11 protein-coding genes are annotated in these 16034 nt (G+C 34.7%); all 11 read right to left on the reverse strand.

Going from position 1 to position 16034, the window contains the following annotated elements; all coding sequences use genetic code 11:
- Positions 1 to 20: 20 nt before the first annotated feature.
- The 11 genes from P6940_RS02650 to tig all read right to left on the reverse strand — a co-directional run bounded on the left by P6940_RS02650 (position 21) and on the right by tig (position 15873).
- Positions 21 to 1529 (reverse strand): acetyl-CoA hydrolase/transferase family protein, encoded by a 1509-nt coding sequence (locus P6940_RS02650; protein WP_028257149.1) that lies wholly within the window; start codon positions 1527 to 1529, stop codon positions 21 to 23.
- A 379-nt stretch (positions 1530 to 1908) separates the two neighbouring features.
- Positions 1909 to 3219 carry an O-antigen ligase family protein gene (locus P6940_RS02655; RefSeq protein WP_277293120.1) on the reverse strand — a complete coding sequence of 437 codons (1311 nt, stop codon included), beginning with the start codon at positions 3217 to 3219 and terminating at the stop codon, positions 1909 to 1911.
- A 10-nt stretch (positions 3220 to 3229) separates the two neighbouring features.
- The gene (locus tag P6940_RS02660; protein ID WP_277293121.1) at positions 3230 to 4540 is read right to left on the reverse strand and encodes a bifunctional folylpolyglutamate synthase/dihydrofolate synthase; all 1311 of its coding nucleotides are present in this window, start codon (positions 4538 to 4540) and stop codon (positions 3230 to 3232) included.
- A 12-nt stretch (positions 4541 to 4552) separates the two neighbouring features.
- Positions 4553 to 7213, reverse strand: a complete 2661-nt coding sequence (locus P6940_RS02665; RefSeq protein ID WP_277293128.1) for a valine--tRNA ligase — start codon at positions 7211 to 7213, stop codon at positions 4553 to 4555.
- Positions 7214 to 7763: 550 nt separating this feature from the next.
- Positions 7764 to 8633: a twin-arginine translocase subunit TatC gene (tatC, locus tag P6940_RS02670; RefSeq protein WP_277293122.1), complete on the reverse strand. Its 870-nt coding sequence runs from the start codon at positions 8631 to 8633 to the stop codon at positions 7764 to 7766.
- Positions 8634 to 8635: 2 nt separating this feature from the next.
- A complete protein-coding gene (locus P6940_RS02675; RefSeq protein ID WP_038151872.1) occupies positions 8636 to 9604 on the reverse strand; it encodes a polyprenyl synthetase family protein in 969 nt (322 codons plus the stop codon).
- Entirely contained in the window at positions 9601 to 10302 is a 702-nt protein-coding gene (gene yihA, locus P6940_RS02680; RefSeq protein WP_028257155.1) for a ribosome biogenesis GTP-binding protein YihA/YsxC, read from the reverse strand. The genes P6940_RS02675 and yihA overlap by 4 nt, the downstream gene beginning before the upstream one ends.
- Positions 10299 to 12614: an endopeptidase La gene (lon, locus tag P6940_RS02685; protein ID WP_028257156.1), complete on the reverse strand. Its 2316-nt coding sequence runs from the start codon at positions 12612 to 12614 to the stop codon at positions 10299 to 10301. Before lon ends, yihA begins: the two co-directional genes overlap by 4 nt.
- Positions 12615 to 12711: 97 nt before the next feature.
- Positions 12712 to 13938, reverse strand: coding sequence for an ATP-dependent Clp protease ATP-binding subunit ClpX (clpX, locus tag P6940_RS02690; protein WP_028257157.1), 1227 nt, complete (start codon positions 13936 to 13938; stop codon positions 12712 to 12714).
- An 11-nt stretch (positions 13939 to 13949) separates the two neighbouring features.
- Positions 13950 to 14543 carry an ATP-dependent Clp endopeptidase proteolytic subunit ClpP gene (gene clpP, locus P6940_RS02695; RefSeq protein ID WP_277293123.1) on the reverse strand — a complete coding sequence of 198 codons (594 nt, stop codon included), beginning with the start codon at positions 14541 to 14543 and terminating at the stop codon, positions 13950 to 13952.
- Positions 14544 to 14574: 31 nt separating this feature from the next.
- Positions 14575 to 15873 (reverse strand): trigger factor, encoded by a 1299-nt coding sequence (tig, locus tag P6940_RS02700; protein ID WP_277293124.1) that lies wholly within the window; start codon positions 15871 to 15873, stop codon positions 14575 to 14577.
- Positions 15874 to 16034 lie beyond the last annotated feature (161 nt).

Consider the following 16034-nt stretch of genomic DNA (forward strand, 5'->3'; position numbering starts at 1 on the left):
ATCATCCTCCTAAAGTAAAACTACTTTTTAATTTTCATTGTTCCAGTTTCAGTGAAACGTTTATGCCAAGAAAGAGCTTCATCTAGCAACATAGGTGTGTGGGCGTGTTTAGTTGCAACGATAGCTCGTTCTAGGTAATCTTCTAACATTGGCTTGTAATCAGGATGTGCACAATTTTTAATAATTGTACGTGCACGTTCAATTGGACTCATGCCACGAACGTCTGCAATCCCTTGTTCTGTACAAAATACTAATACATCATGTTCAGTATGATCAATATGAGAACACATTGGAACAATTGAACTAATGTCACCGTTTTTAGCGACAGAATTAGTACAGAAAATAGAGATATATGCATTTCTTGCGAAATCTCCAGATCCGCCAATACCATTCATCATTTTACTACCCATGATATGTGTGGAGTTTACATTACCAGTAATATCAAATTCAATAGCCGTATTCATGGCAATAACGCCTAACCGTCTTGCAAGGCCAGGATTGTTAGAAATTTCTTGTGGGCGTAAAATGATTTTTTTACGATATTCATCGATATTTGCATAAAAACGTTTTAATCCATCTGGAGATGGACTCAATGCAGTACCGGAACAAACATTAACCTTTCCTGCATCAATAAGATCAAACATACCGTCTTGAATTACTTCAGTATAAATGGAAAGATCTTTAAATGGTCCTTGTGCTAAACCACTAATAACAGCATTAGCAACTGAACCTACACCAGATTGTAATGGAAGAAGATTTTCTGGTAAGCGACCTTGTTTAATTTCATTCTTGAAGAACTCAATTAAATGTCCACTCATTTTTTTCGCATCATCATCAATTGGTGCCAATGGGCGAGTTGTATCTGGAATATCACAAGGTACAATCGCTACAATCTTACTAGGATCACAAGGAATTGCATCTGTACCAATGCGATCTCCAGCAGTTACCAATGGGATTGGTTGACGATGAGGTGGATCAAGTGGTTCATAAATGTCGTGCATACCAACTAAAGTAAGTGGTTGGCTTACATTAACTTCTACGATTACCTTTTTAGCTTGACTCACAAATGTAGGTGAGTTACCTACTGAAGTCGTAGGAACAATGCTTCCATCTTCATTAATACAAGCTGCTTCAACAATAGCTACATCACAGTCGCCATAAAATCCATAACGAATTTGTTGGGCTACATGACTTAAATGCATATCACTATAACGAACTTGCTCGTTATTCAATGCATTGCGCATATCCTTATTCGTTTGATATGGAAAACGACGATGAATGCCATTTACACGTGCTAATGCACCATCAGCTTCATCACCAACAGAAGCACCAGTCCATAAATCAATTTGAAATGGATCTGATTCCATACGTTTTGCCAATGCTAAAGGAACTGCTTTTGCATATCCAGATGGAGTAAAGCCAGAAATGCCTACTTTATCACCTGGATTAATCAGCTTAGCTGCTTCTTCAGCAGTGACAATTTTTCCTTGAAGAGAACTCCCCTTCACACGGTCTAGGATGTTAATCATCACTATCATCTCCTTTAGTTATGAATAGTTTGAACAACCGTCAATCCTTATTCTTTGTTCATCCCTACCAGTATATAATTTGAGAATGCCTCTTAGTTATAGCTGTTTGATTATCAATAATAGATTTTCATTACAGCTATAATCTTTCTCAATGAATATTACTAGCATTTCGAATTGAATTCTGATGAATTAATTCTTTGAACGATTACATCTTATGCTTTTCAAAAAGTATTGTCAACCAATATGCATAATATGTATTTAACTAGAAATAGAAATAGACCATTATGCTTTTTTTGCATAATGGTCATGACTAATATATAACTATTTGTTAATTTGATATAACTGTTGGTTATTTTTCAATATACCATTCTCTAGTATCTTAGCATTTATATGGAGATTTATTATCATTTTTGTTTTTATACTCTATCACACAGGCACAAAGTCCTAATGTTTGCCAAAATACAATAGAAATCTGATGACTATACAATTCATAATCAGATAACCCACTGATTAGAACACCAACTATTATAGCTCCTAGCATCCATTTAACACTATCATATATAATACTATAACTATCACTACTAATGCATTCGCTTCTATAAGATGAAGTATGGTATTTCTCTTTTTTTCGGTACATCGACCAAAGATGTGTGCCTAGGATTAACATAAAGAATACCATCCCCAATATACCTGCTTCCGCAGATATATTAAGAATCATATTATGTGCATGATACATTAGAACTTCAGAATCCTGTATAAAATAATTGTACGATGGATATTCTAGCTGGAATGTATTCCATCCCACTCCCCAAAGAGGATGGTCTGCAATCATATATGTTGTACTATCCCACAAGGCCCAACGCAGTGCAACAGATGTATCATTACCTGAAAATAATGACCATAAACGGATCCCTACTTCACCATGATAAAAATACAACACAATAGGTATAAGCAATAATGTCCATAATAGTTTGCGATTCACTATTATTCCCCAAAAAAGTATAATACAAGCAAAACTAATCCAAATACCTCGAGAGTAAGTTAGTATCATAGAAATCAGAAGAACAACACCTAGTATTCCTATATAGATGAGCTTTTTCCATTTTTTAAGTTGGATAAATTTTAATACGAAGCTACCAATAGCACTTAAGATTATTAATAAATAGGCGCCATATAGATTAGGATTCATTAATGTTGAATACATTCTTCTCATTAAATTTGGAAATTTATCAGCATCAACCCATGTATGCATCTGAATTTCTGTAATAAAAATATATTGATATATACCTATTAAAGCAACAATCAAAGAACTGACTAACATCGCATATATATAATATTTCCACTGTGTAGGTGTTTTTAAGTAGAAACGCATCAAGAAGTACACAATTGCACATTCACCAATCTGATACAAACAACTAGCTACAGAAAATAACCTATTAGAAGATAAAAGAGATGATAAGAAAGTCCAACATACAAAAAGTAGTACAGATAGAAATAAACTATCAAAATGAATATCATATATTTTATGAAATCTAAAGTGATTATACAAAGCCATGCAAGTTGTAATAAAAATAGCTACATCGCCTAATATAGGATGCAATGGAACAGCAATAGCTATAATATAAAGCATATTACGAATATATACGTCAAAACGTGATGTAAAAGATCCCTGTTGTATCATATTCATCATAAAATACTCCTCAGCCAATAGCTTTCTGTCTAAGCCATCGCCGCACTTCCCCTAAAATATACAAAGATCCACATATAGCAACAATATCACCTGTATTAGTTTCTCTTATCGCTTCTTCTAGTGCACTAGATACTGAACTAATAGGGGTGGCATTATTACCAATTCGATTGGCTAAATCTTTTGGGTTTTCACTGCGTTCTAATTGTGATTGTGCTGCAACAGTAAATACACGGTCACCCTCTTTAACTACTTGACTAATAATTTGCGGGATTTCTTTGTCTTTCATAATTGCCATAATTAATGTTTTAGGTTTATTTTGAAACAGTTCTTTATATGTCATTTCAAATGCTTCTGAGCCTGCTGCATTATGTGCACCATCTAAAATAAATGTTCTACCATCTACTAAAAGTATTTCAAATCTACCAGGCCATTCAGTTCTTGCAAAACCTTCACGCATTGTTTCCTCACTAATTTTGCTCTCTTTAGTCATAAGCAAGCGCACTGCCATCAACGCACATGACAAATTCACTGCTTGATGAATGCCGCATAATTTAGTAAACAACATTGCTGGATTGCCGCCTTCATCAGAAATAGTAACCATTTGCCCCTTAGTGTCTCCCACAGTAATCGCGCTGCGACTATCAATGGTAAATGCCTTATTATATACATACAAAGGTGCATGTTTCTCTTGAGCAGTCTTTTCAATGATATCTAATGCTGGTGATTGTGCCGCTGTTACAACTGGCACTCCAGCTTTAATAATGCCAGCCTTATGCTCAGCAATTTCTTCTACAGTTGTTCCACAATATGCAGTATGATCAATCGTCACATTAGTAATGACCGACACTTCTGGGAGTACTACATTAGTTGAATCTAATAATCCACCAAGACCTACTTCGATAACAGCATATTCTACTGTTTGCATTTTAAAATATAAAAATGCTGTGGCTGTCAATAATTCAAATTGTGTAGGATATTCCATGCCTTTCTTCGTTAGCGTATCCACCACATCACGTACATTATCCAATGCATCAGCAAATGCCTCTTCGCTAATCATAGTATCATTAATCATAATACGTTCTGTATAGGACTCTAAATGAGGGGATGTAAATCTACCAACTTTTAAACCACTCATAAACAAAGCATAAGAAATGTAGGCAGCTGTAGATCCCTTTCCATTAGTTCCTGTGACATGAATAATTTTATATGCTCTTTCTGGATTGTCTAATGCATCTAATATAGATTGAATACGTGTTAAACCTGGCTTTATACCAAAGGTTGACGTACTTTCTAAATAGGATATCGCTTCTTCATATGTCATAATCATCTACCTCTATAAAGTTTCTAGAAATGCTTCACGTTCTAACAAAGCTTGTTCTTTTTGCTTGTATTCATCTAGTTTCAAGCGTTCTCCTTCAATAACAGTTTTTGGTGCCTTAGATAAAAAGCCTTCATTATTAAGTTTTTTCTCTAACCTCATAATTTCTTTTTTCACAGATTCTTTATCTTTCACAATGCGAGATTTTTCTTTATCTGCATCAATTAAATCTTTTAACAATAAATATGCTTCTAATCCATTTACAACTGTTACAGTCGCATTTTCAGGTTTTACTGCATCTTTATCTAATATAGTGACTTTTTCTGCCCATGCTAATGTAATAAAATAATCATCATGCTCTGTAATGGTTTTACGCAAGCTTTCATCAGTAATAGATATAATTACTTCACTTCGTTTTCCCATTGGTACATTCATTTCAGCACGCATATTTCGTATGCCTTTGATAGCATCCATAACTATTTCCATCGTTTTGGCTGCCTCTATATTTTCATTAAAGTGTAGTGCCGTAGGCCATTTTGCAATAACAATACTTTCACCTTCATGTGGCAAATGTTGCCAAATATGTTCTGTTACAAATGGCATAAATGGATGTAATAGTTCCAACATATGACGTAAAATAGTTACAAGCAAATATTGAACTGTTTGACGATCTCTACCTCCTTGTTTGTTATATAAACGTGGTTTAGCTAACTCGATATACCAATCACAATACGTATTCCATATAAAGTCATATACTGTGCTAGCCGCCTCACCTAACTCGAACTTATCCAAATTAGATGTAATATTAGTAACAGCTTCATTATACTTTTCAATTATCCACTTATCAGCTAATGTTAAATCTTCATCATTAGGAGTAAACTGTTCATCAAAGTCATCTAGATTCATCAAAACAAACTTAGAAGCGTTCCATATTTTATTTGCAAAATTTCTATTTGCTTCCACACGTTCCATATAAAATCTCATGTCATTTCCTGGTGTATTTCCAGTAACGAGTGTGAAACGTAATGCATCTGCACCATATTCAGAAATAACATCAAGTGGATTAATCCCATTACCCAAGGATTTACTCATTTTACGGCCTTGACTATCGCGTACTAACCCATGAATAAATACATGTTTAAATGGAATATCTTTTTTAAATTCCAATCCTTGAAAAATCATGCGTGCGACCCAGAAGAAAATTATGTCATATCCAGTAACAAGCACGCTTGTTGGATACCATTGTTTTAATTCAGCAGTTTCTTCAGGCCACCCCATAGTAGCAAATGGCCATAAAGCAGAACTAAACCATGTATCTAATACATCTGGATCTTGATGAATATGAATACTACCACATTTTGGACAAACATCAATATCATCTCTAGAAACAATAGTTTCACCACAGTCATCACAATACCATGCAGGAATACGATGTCCCCACCATAATTGGCGCGAAATACACCAATCTCGAATCGATTCTAGCCAATTTGTGTATGTTTTAGTAAATCGTTCAGGAACAAACTCAATATGTTTGTCTGTCACAACCTTAAGAGCTGGCTCGGCTAATGATTTCATGGCCACAAACCATTGTTTTGTTGTTAATGGTTCTACCGTTGTATGACAGCGAGAACAATGTCCGACACTATGATTATGATCTTCAATAGTGGCTAATAGTCCCATATTAGTTAATTCGTCTACAACTGCTATACGGGCTTTCTCACGAGATAAGCCACTAAATTGACCTGCCTTATCATTCATAGAACCATCTAAGTTCATAACAATGATTGATTCTAAAGAATGACGTTGTCCCATTTCAAAATCGTTAGGATCATGAGCTGGTGTGATTTTTACACACCCTGTACCAAATGAAGAATCTACATAATCATCTGCAATAACAGGTATTTCACGATTAACAAATGGCAATAATAATTTTTTACCAATCAAATCTTTATATCTATCATCTTCTGGATTAACTGCGACAGCCACATCACCGAACATAGTTTCTGGTCGTGTTGTAGCTACTGTTACAAAGCGATTGCTTTCTCCAATAACTGGATATTTTATATACCATAGATGCCCTGATTCATCTTCATGTTCTACCTCTACATCAGATAGTGCAGTATGACAACGAGGGCACCAATTCGTAATACGTTCGCCTTGATAAATTAACCCTTTTTCATAAAGTTGACAAAATACTTCGCGAACAGCTTTTGAACAATGCTCATCCATTGTAAATCTCTCACGACTCCAGTCACAAGATGCACCTAATGATCGTATCTGTTTAACAATAGTATCTCCATATTCTTCTTTCCACTGCCATACACGTTCAATAAATTTTTCTCGGCCTAAATCATAACGTGTTTTTCCTTCTTCTTTTGCCAGCATTTCTTCAACTTTAATTTGCGTCGCAATACCAGCATGATCTGTACCTGGCATCCATAAAACATTATAGCCTTGCATACGTTTAAATCGAATTAAAATATCTTGCAATGTATTATCTAACGCATGCCCCATATGCAACATGCCTGTAACATTAGGAGGGGGCAAAACAATACTAAATGGTTTTTTTTCTGTATCTACTTCCTCATGAAAATATCCTTTTCTTTCCCATTCTTCATATAGTTTACTTTCAATTTCTTCAGGGTTATAGGTTGTTAAATTTTGATACATGGTTATACTACTCCTATCATCACTACATATATAATTACGAGTACACCTTTTACGATGCTAGTTAAAATCATTCACAGACAATCATTGCTCTTTTGTGGCTATCATGGTTAGCACTAATCTATCATACTATTTTTATAAAAAAAGCCCTCTCGCCCATTAGGACGAAAGAGCTCTACTTCCGCGATACCACCTATATTATTATAAATAACACCATAAACAATAGTAGATATGTTAACACATACTAATACTCGTCATACAATATCAATACTATTCAGCGTATAGTTATAATCACTTTATACTCTATAACGGAGAGTTCCGAAAATAATTACGCATTATCATCAGTACACATCTATACATATTTCATAGGTATAAATGACAATACAATAACTTCACTATTTTAACTCCAAGGCTACCCTAATCATTCTATTTATCACATTTCAGCACATTGTGACTCTCTGTAAAATATTCTGATTATTTTTCCTTATCAAAGTCTTTACTATCTGCATATTAACCATATTAATAATAACAAAGAAATAAATTTATTGTCAATAAATCTCTATTTTTTCATTATTTTACCTACAATGAATACACTAACCTCATATAACAAAATCATAGGAATTGCAATCATGGTTTGAGAAAACATATCCGGTGTTGGTGATATAACTGCACCAATAATAAAAGCCATAAGAATAAATAGTTTTCGTTTACTTTTTAAGAAACGAGAACTAACTAAGCCTAAATGTGCTAGTAGCATGACAATTAAGGGAAGCTCAAAGATGACACCAAAGGGCAATATAAAAGCAATAACAAAATCAATATATTGTCCAATAGAAAAAAGAGGTAACAACTCATCAGTAGAAAATCCAATAAAAAATTTAACTGCCGCTGGCAATACTAAAAAATAAGAAAATATAATTCCTAAACAAAATAAAATAAGTGCAATGGGAATATATAAATTAGTAATTTTCTTTTCGCCCTTTGTCAGTGCTGGGACGATAAACGCCCAAATTTCATACAGTAAAACAGGCATCGCAATAAGTATACCTCCAACCAATGAAACCTTTAAATATGTAAAAAAAGCTTCAGTAGGTTTCATATAATACAACTTACCTGCAGGTGCTGTTAAAATAGCGATCAAAGTATCCACATAGTAATATGATATGGCCGCACCAATAATAATAGCAATGACCATAACAATTAAACGTCGTCGTAATTCGGTTAAATGTCCTACTAATGACATATCTCCAGCTTCATTCATAATTTTTTCTTCAATATCAGTATATATTGGCTCTGATGAAGAATTAGTAGTTTTATTTTTCAACTGTTCTTCTTTAATGGTTGCTAATCTTTTTTTATAGTCTAATACGCTATTAATGGAAGGCTTTTTTGGGGGATACTCAAATTGGTGTATATCAAATGATTTCATCATTACACCTTTCTTGTAGCTAAGGCATCAACGGCTTGATACAAAAAAGTTTTACCAGAAAAATCAGGCAATTCCTTTAATGCATGAACAGCCATATTGGTATACTGTTTTTCTACAACTAACGTATTATCAATTCCTCCATGATTAATGACGTATTGGATTAAATCACGTTCATTTCCATCGTGAATATTACAGATAGTTTTATGTAAAAAATCGTAAGTATCCTCATTAACAATACTTAATAATGGATACGTTAACAATCCTTCTCGTAAATCTTTACCCACTGGTTTTCCTGTGGTAGCTTCTGTTTCTCTATAATCCATAATATCATCAGTAATTTGAAACGCCATTCCTAATGCATGACCATATTTCTTCAATACTGCTGTATCCTTAGCACTCCACTTGCCAAGAATGGCCCCCAATTCCATACAGCCCTCTATAAAATCAGCGGTCTTCTTTTGAGTTTTTGCCATATATCTATCAATACCTTGATCTAGACGATACACATCCTCCATTTGCATAAACTCACCTTCCACCAAGCAAGTTATAATGTGTGCAAATATCTTTAAGTATTCCATATTAGACATACGAGATACAATTTCAAATGCTTTAGCAAACAAATAATCTCCACTTAAAATAGCAACCTTATTTCCTTTTTTGCAATGAATTGTAGTTTCTCCACGACGTATGTCTGCTTGGTCTAGCACATCATCATGAATTAATGTGGCCAAATGCAACATTTCAACAGCTGCGGCAATCTGAATTCGTTCTGTTTCATCAGACTGTCCTGCACAAGCAATTAGCAAACACAATTGTGCTCGTAATCGTTTGCCTCCTGCACTAGATAATGGCGCAATTAATCGATTAAAGTCTTCAGAGCCAGTTGTCAATTCCTTTTCTAAAAATGATTCAACACGAATCAAATCAAACGCAACCGACTCTAGCAATTCCTCTTGTTGTGATTCACTCATTCTTTATCTCCTAAAAGTACTGTATTAATTCGTTGTTGCAATAGTTCGCGCCCACTATGTTTCAATGAACTATATAGAATCGGTGGATTTGTTGTTGGAAAACATTCCTTAATAATTGATATATTTTTTGAACGTTCTTTGTTGTTAAGTTTATCTGACTTAGTAACTACAATTTGTAACGGAACATTCATATCTTGTAACCACTGAAATGCCTCTTGATCAATCGGCAAATTAGGATGTCTTCCATCGATTAACAAACATAATAACATTAATCGTTCAGAATGTAGTATGTAATCCGCTATAAAAGAGCTCCACATATTTCGATTCGTCTTATCAGTTTTTGCATATCCATAGCCAGGTAAATCTACTAAAAACCAATGATATCTACGCTCTTCCTCTTCAGAAATAATTTCTTTGGACTCTACGTCAAAAAAATTAATAGTTCTCGTCTTACCTGGCGATCCACTAACAAGAGCTAATCCTCGATGATTACACAAAGAATTAATCAATGAAGACTTACCTACATTCGACCTTCCTAAAAAGGCGATTTCTATAGTATCACCTTCAGGATATTGGTTTTCTCTTACCGCAGATGCAATATACTTAGCAGCAATAATCCTTGGCCCGTTTTCATATGTTTTCCTTACATAATTAGTTTTTTTTTGCCATATTTTAGTGTTCTTTTTTCTTTTCATCACTTTAACAATGCCTTTGCCAATACATCTTCCATTGTTTTAACAGGGGTAATCGTCAAACCATTCTTTACAGAATCTGGTAGTTCATCTATATCTTTTGTATTATTATAAGGAATTAAAACTTCTTTTACGCCATATGCCAATGCAGCCAATAGTTTTTCTTTTAATCCACCAATAGGTAATACACGTCCACGTAATGTGATTTCACCAGTCATCGCAATATCAGATCGTACTTTTCTTCCTGTCAAAGCTGATATCATCGCTAATGTCATCGTAATACCTGCTGAAGGTCCATCTTTAGGTGTAGCCCCTTCTGGTAAATGAACGTGAATATCTGTAGTTTTATAAAAATTTTCTTTAATTCCCAAATTTTTAGCATTATGACGAATATAACTCATAGCAGCTTGACCTGATTCTTGCATAACTTTTCCCAAGCTACCTGTCAAACTTAACTTACCATTACCAGCCATAGTAGAGGCTTCACAAGGTAGTACAACACCACCTACTGATGTCCAGGCTAGCCCGCATACTAATCCTACTTGTGCTTCCTTTTCACGTTTTTCTTCTAAATAAATAGGTGCTCCTAAATATGTGTGTAAGTTTTTAACTGTTACTTTTGGTGTAACTGACTCATCGGCTTCAACCAATTTGTAGGCTATTTTGCGACATACTTTTGCGATTGCTTTTTCTAATCGCCGTACACCAGCTTCACGAATATAGTCACTAATAATTTTCTTCAATACTGCATCCGAAATTTTAACTTTATACGATTCTAATCCATTTGCTTTAATTTGTTTTGGTACTAAATACCGCTTAGCAATTTGCAACTTTTCTTCATCTGTATAACTGGATAATTGGATTACTTCCATGCGGTCCATTAAAGGTTGTGGAATATTGGTTCCAACATTAGCCGTAGTAATCCAAAATACATCAGAAAAATCAAAAGGAATTTCAATAAAATGATCACTAAATGTTTTATTTTGCTCTGGATCTAACACTTCTAATAAAGCAGATGAAGGATCTCCCTTATAATCAGATGCTAATTTATCAATCTCATCAAGTAAAAACACTGGATTTTTAGTACCAGCGTGTTTAATTCCTTGAATCATGCGCCCTGGTAAAGCGCCGATATATGTGCGTCGATGTCCACGAATTTCAGCTTCATCTCTAACGCCGCCTAATGAGGCTCTAACAAATTTGCGATTTAAAGCTTCCGCAATAGAGGCTGCTAATGATGTTTTGCCGACACCTGGTGGACCTACTAAGCAGAGAATAGATCCGCCTTGTCCACCATTTAATTTACGGACCGCTAAAAATTCTAGAATTCGTTTTTTAATACGCTCCAATCCAAAATGATTTTCATTTAATATCTGTTCTGCTTTTTTAATATCTAACGAATCTTTCGAGTAATTTTTCCACGGTAATGAAAGAACCCAGTCAAGATAATTTTTTAAAATATTAGCTTCCGGCATCATAGATGGCATACGACTGTAACGAGAGATTTCTTTATCAATTCGATCATGAATATCTGTATCTAAATTTAATTTATTTAATTCTTGTCGTAACTCTTCTGCTTCTGCGTCAGGATCCCCTTTGTCACCTAACTCATCATGAATAACACGAATTTTTTCACGTAGGAAATATTCTTTTTGTGCTTTTTCCATTTGTTGACGCACACGATTATTAATAGAATTTTCTAAATCATTAATTTGCAATTCTATATTTAAAATACCAACGACTTTATTTAACCGACTGCTTACAGATAGTTCATCTAATAATTCTTGATGTTGTTTCTTACCTATTGGCAATAAAAAAGAAACTTGATCTGCCAAATTAGATGGATCTGTTAAATTCAAAATATTAGTAGCCACATCCTCTGCAATCGTTTTAGAGTCATCGGCCCAGAGAGCAAATTTTGATTGCACCAATCGTCGATATGCTTCCAATTCAATATCATCGCCCATAAGAGAATCAACTTGATGGTATGCAACCTCATAATAGGGGTCCATGGAAGTAATATTATCAACATGAATACGTGAAAGACCTTCTACGAGAATACGAAGTACTCCACCTGGTAATCTAAGCATTTGTTTGATTTTTACTATAACACCCATAGATGCTAAATCAGATAATACAGGATTCTCAATCGAATCATCTTTTTGTGATGTTACCGCTAATATGCGATCATTCGCCATAGCTTGTTCTACGGCTCTTATTGATTTATCTCTTCCAATATCAAGATGGATCACTAAACTTGGATACACTACCAAACCTCTTAGTGGAACTAATGGTATCACAGTATCAATAGAATTCATAAACCCTCCTTTTCCTACCTATTAATAAAAGAAACCCATTCCAATAATCGAAATGAGTTTCTTTACCTATTCTTTCAAGTTATATACTTGGTCCGACTCATTTTTTGAGTATTGGTTCACTTAGACCTTTTACAGAATCTCTAGTAATGATACACTCCTTAATAGTGTTATCAGATGGAGCTTCATACATAACATGTTTCATTACTTTTTCAATAATTGCACGTAAACCACGGGCACCTGTATTACGTTTTAATGCTTCGTCCGCAATTTCTTCTAATGCCTCTCGTTCGAAGGTAAGTTTAACACCATCTAACGATAACATTTTTTCATATTGCTTAGTCAAGGCATTCTTTGGTTCTGTTAAAATACTTATCAAAGCATCTCTATCCAATGAATCAAGCGTTACCATAACAGGCAAACGACCAATAAACTCTGGTATTAAGCCAAATTTCTGTAAATCTTCTGGCACAACTTGTTTCAAAATTTCAGAAATATTTTTTTCTTCTTTCTTTTTCACATCAGCACCAAAGCCTAATGTTTTAACGGCTGTCCGTTTCGATATTACTTTATCCATACCATCAAACGCACCACCACAAATGAATAAAATATTAGTTGTGTCAATCTGTATTAATTCCTGATTAGGATGCTTTCGTCCACCTTGCGGTGGTACAGATGCTACAGAGCCTTCTAAAATCTTTAATAATGCTTGTTGCACACCCTCACCAGAAACATCACGCGTAATCGATGGATTTTCAGATTTACGAGCAATTTTATCAATTTCATCGATATAAATAATGCCACGCTCTGCCCGATCAATATCATAATCTGCTGCTTGTATTAGTTTTAACAAGATATTTTCTACATCTTCACCTACATAGCCAGCTTCTGTTAAACTCGTTGCATCGGCAATAGCAAAGGGAACTTCTAACATCTTAGCAATCGTTTGTGCTAATAATGTTTTACCACTCCCAGTGGGGCCAATAAATAAAACATTCGATTTTTGTAGTTCTACATCATCTACCATATTATCAGTTTGCAACCGTTTATAGTGATTATAAATAGCCACTGACAAAGAAATTTTTGCCTCATCTTGACCAATTACATATTGATCAAGATATTCTTTTATATCTTTTGGTTTAGGTAACTTTTTTAGATCCAATTCGTTATGTTCTTGTTCTTCTAATTCCACATCAACGATATGTTGGCATACTTCTATACATTCATCACAAATAAATACGTTCGGTCCTGTTACTAATTTGCGAACTTCCTCGCTAGTACGTCCACAAAAACTGCAACGTCTAACTTCTTTCTCGTCTTTTTTCAAGAGCTCCTCCGTTATTCTTTAGCTACACCAGGACGCGTTAGTACATTATCAACCAATCCATAAGAAACAGCCGTTGCCGCATCCATAAAATTATCTCGTTCTGTATCATGTTTAATAACATCCATTGGCTGTCCTGTGTGTAATACTAATATCCCATTCAACTCTTCTTTCATGCGAAGAATTTCACGAGCATGAATTTCAATATCTGTCGCCTGACCTTGAACACCACCTAATGGTTGATGAATCATGATACGGGCATGGGGAAGTGCATAACGTTTTCCTTTAGCACCAGCCGTTAACAAAATGGCTGCCATGCTAGCTGCGGAACCAACACAAGTAGTAGATACGTCAGGCTTAATATACTGCATCGTATCATAAATAGCCATTCCAGCTGTAACTACACCGCCAGGGCTATTAATATACAAATGTATATCTTTATCAGGATCTTCTGCTTCTAAAAACAACAATTGAGCAATAATACTGTTTGCCATTGTATCATTAACTTCACCACTTAAAAAGATGATTCTATCCTTTAATAGACGGGAATAAATATCATAGGACCGTTCTCCACGTCCACTTTGTTCTACTACAATAGGCACATACATAACTACACCTCAATCAATATCTATCAGATTATTATTTAGTCGCACCTTCAGCATTATCTACAATAAACCGTGCTGCTTTTTTGCGCGCTACTGAACCAACTAACATAGATACACGGCCTTCTTTAGTAATAATGTCCCACACTTCTTTTGGATCTGCGCCGAAATTCTGTGCCATAGTAAAAATTTCACGATTCATATCATCAGGAGTCACTTCAATATTTTCAGTTTTCGCAACTGCATCTAATACTAAATCTGTACGAACATTTTTTGCTGCAGTGTCAGCATATTCTTTTCTTAATTCATCAACGGTCTTGTTAGAGAATTTCAAATAATCATCGAGTTTTAATCCTCGACCTTCCATGTTCATGGCTAATTCTTGAATCATTTGATCGATTCGTTGTTCTATCATAACTTCTGGAATTTCCACAGTTGCATTTTCAACAGCTTGTTTAATTAATTCAGCATTATATGCGTCAATAGCACGGTGTTCTGCATCTTCTTCCATTTTTTTACGAAGATCCGCTTTTAAATCAGCTATAGTTTCATACGAGGAAGCTTCTTTAGCAAATTCATCATTTAATTCTGGTAACTCTTTACGTTTAATATCATGTACATGACATTCAAATTGAGCTTCTTTGCCAGCTAATTCTTTAACAAAATATTCTTCTGGGAAAGTCACTTTAACAGTTACATCATCACCAGCTTTAGCTCCAATCAATTGTTCTTCAAAGCCAGGGATGAAGTTGCCAGATCCAATTTGTAATGGATATGATTTTCCTTCACCACCATCAAATGGTTTGCCATCAACAGTACCAGCAAAATCAATGACTGCAAAGTCACCTTGTTCAAGTGTTGCACCCGCTTCTGCCACTACCATTTTAGCCTGTTGTTCTGCAATATTTTTCAACTGTTCTTGAATTTGTTCGTCCGTAACAGTAGCATCTTGTTTAGTCGCTTTTAATGCTTTATAATCACCTAATATTACTTCTGGTTGTTTTGTCAAAGTAGCTTTAAAAACTAAATCTTTACCTTCTTCAAATGTGATTCTTTCAATTTCTGGATCTGTAACAGGAATGATATCATTTTCTTTAAGAGCCTGGTTATAACTTGTTCCCGCTAATAATTCAAATGCTTCTTCCATGATAGCTTCTTTACCGAAGTTCATTTCCAAAATACGGCGAGGTGCTTTACCTTTACGGAAACCAGGAATATTAGCTTGAGATGCAATACGTTGACATGCTTGTTTAATACCTTTTGCCACTTCTGTAGCAGGCACTTCAATTGTTATTTCTACCTTATGTTGGTCAACAGAATTTACAGTTGCTTTCATTTAAAATATGTCCTCCTTGAAGGGCGTAGTGCCCAAATCTCTCTAGTATATTATGCATTACTCATCATATCATAAAAGGAATATGATTGCAAATTTTCAAACCTATAATCATAACCACCCGTAGAACGGGTGGTTTGCTCTGACCCTATAAGGGTCTTTCT

The sequence above is a fragment of the Veillonella montpellierensis genome (genome assembly GCF_947090115.1).
GTDB classification, from domain to species: Bacteria; Bacillota; Negativicutes; order Veillonellales; family Veillonellaceae; genus Veillonella; species Veillonella montpellierensis.

Bases quoted from the DNA above. Each gene is read 5' to 3' on its own strand.
- P6940_RS02660 (WP_277293121.1), bottom strand. From the start codon at position 4,540: ATGACATATGAAGAAGCGATATCCTATTTAGAAAGTACGTCAACCTTT.
- lon (WP_028257156.1), bottom strand. From the start codon at position 12,614: ATGAATTCTATTGATACTGTGATACCATTAGTTCCACTAAGAGGTTTG.
- P6940_RS02675 (WP_038151872.1), bottom strand. From the start codon at position 9,604: ATGAGTGAATCACAACAAGAGGAATTGCTAGAGTCGGTTGCGTTTGAT.
- clpP (WP_277293123.1), bottom strand. From the start codon at position 14,543: ATGTATGTGCCTATTGTAGTAGAACAAAGTGGACGTGGAGAACGGTCC.
- P6940_RS02655 (WP_277293120.1), bottom strand. From the start codon at position 3,219: ATGATGAATATGATACAACAGGGATCTTTTACATCACGTTTTGACGTA.
- P6940_RS02650 (WP_028257149.1), bottom strand. From the start codon at position 1,529: ATGATTAACATCCTAGACCGTGTGAAGGGGAGTTCTCTTCAAGGAAAA.
- tatC (WP_277293122.1), bottom strand. From the start codon at position 8,633: ATGAAATCATTTGATATACACCAATTTGAGTATCCCCCAAAAAAGCCT.
- tig (WP_277293124.1), bottom strand. From the start codon at position 15,873: ATGAAAGCAACTGTAAATTCTGTTGACCAACATAAGGTAGAAATAACA.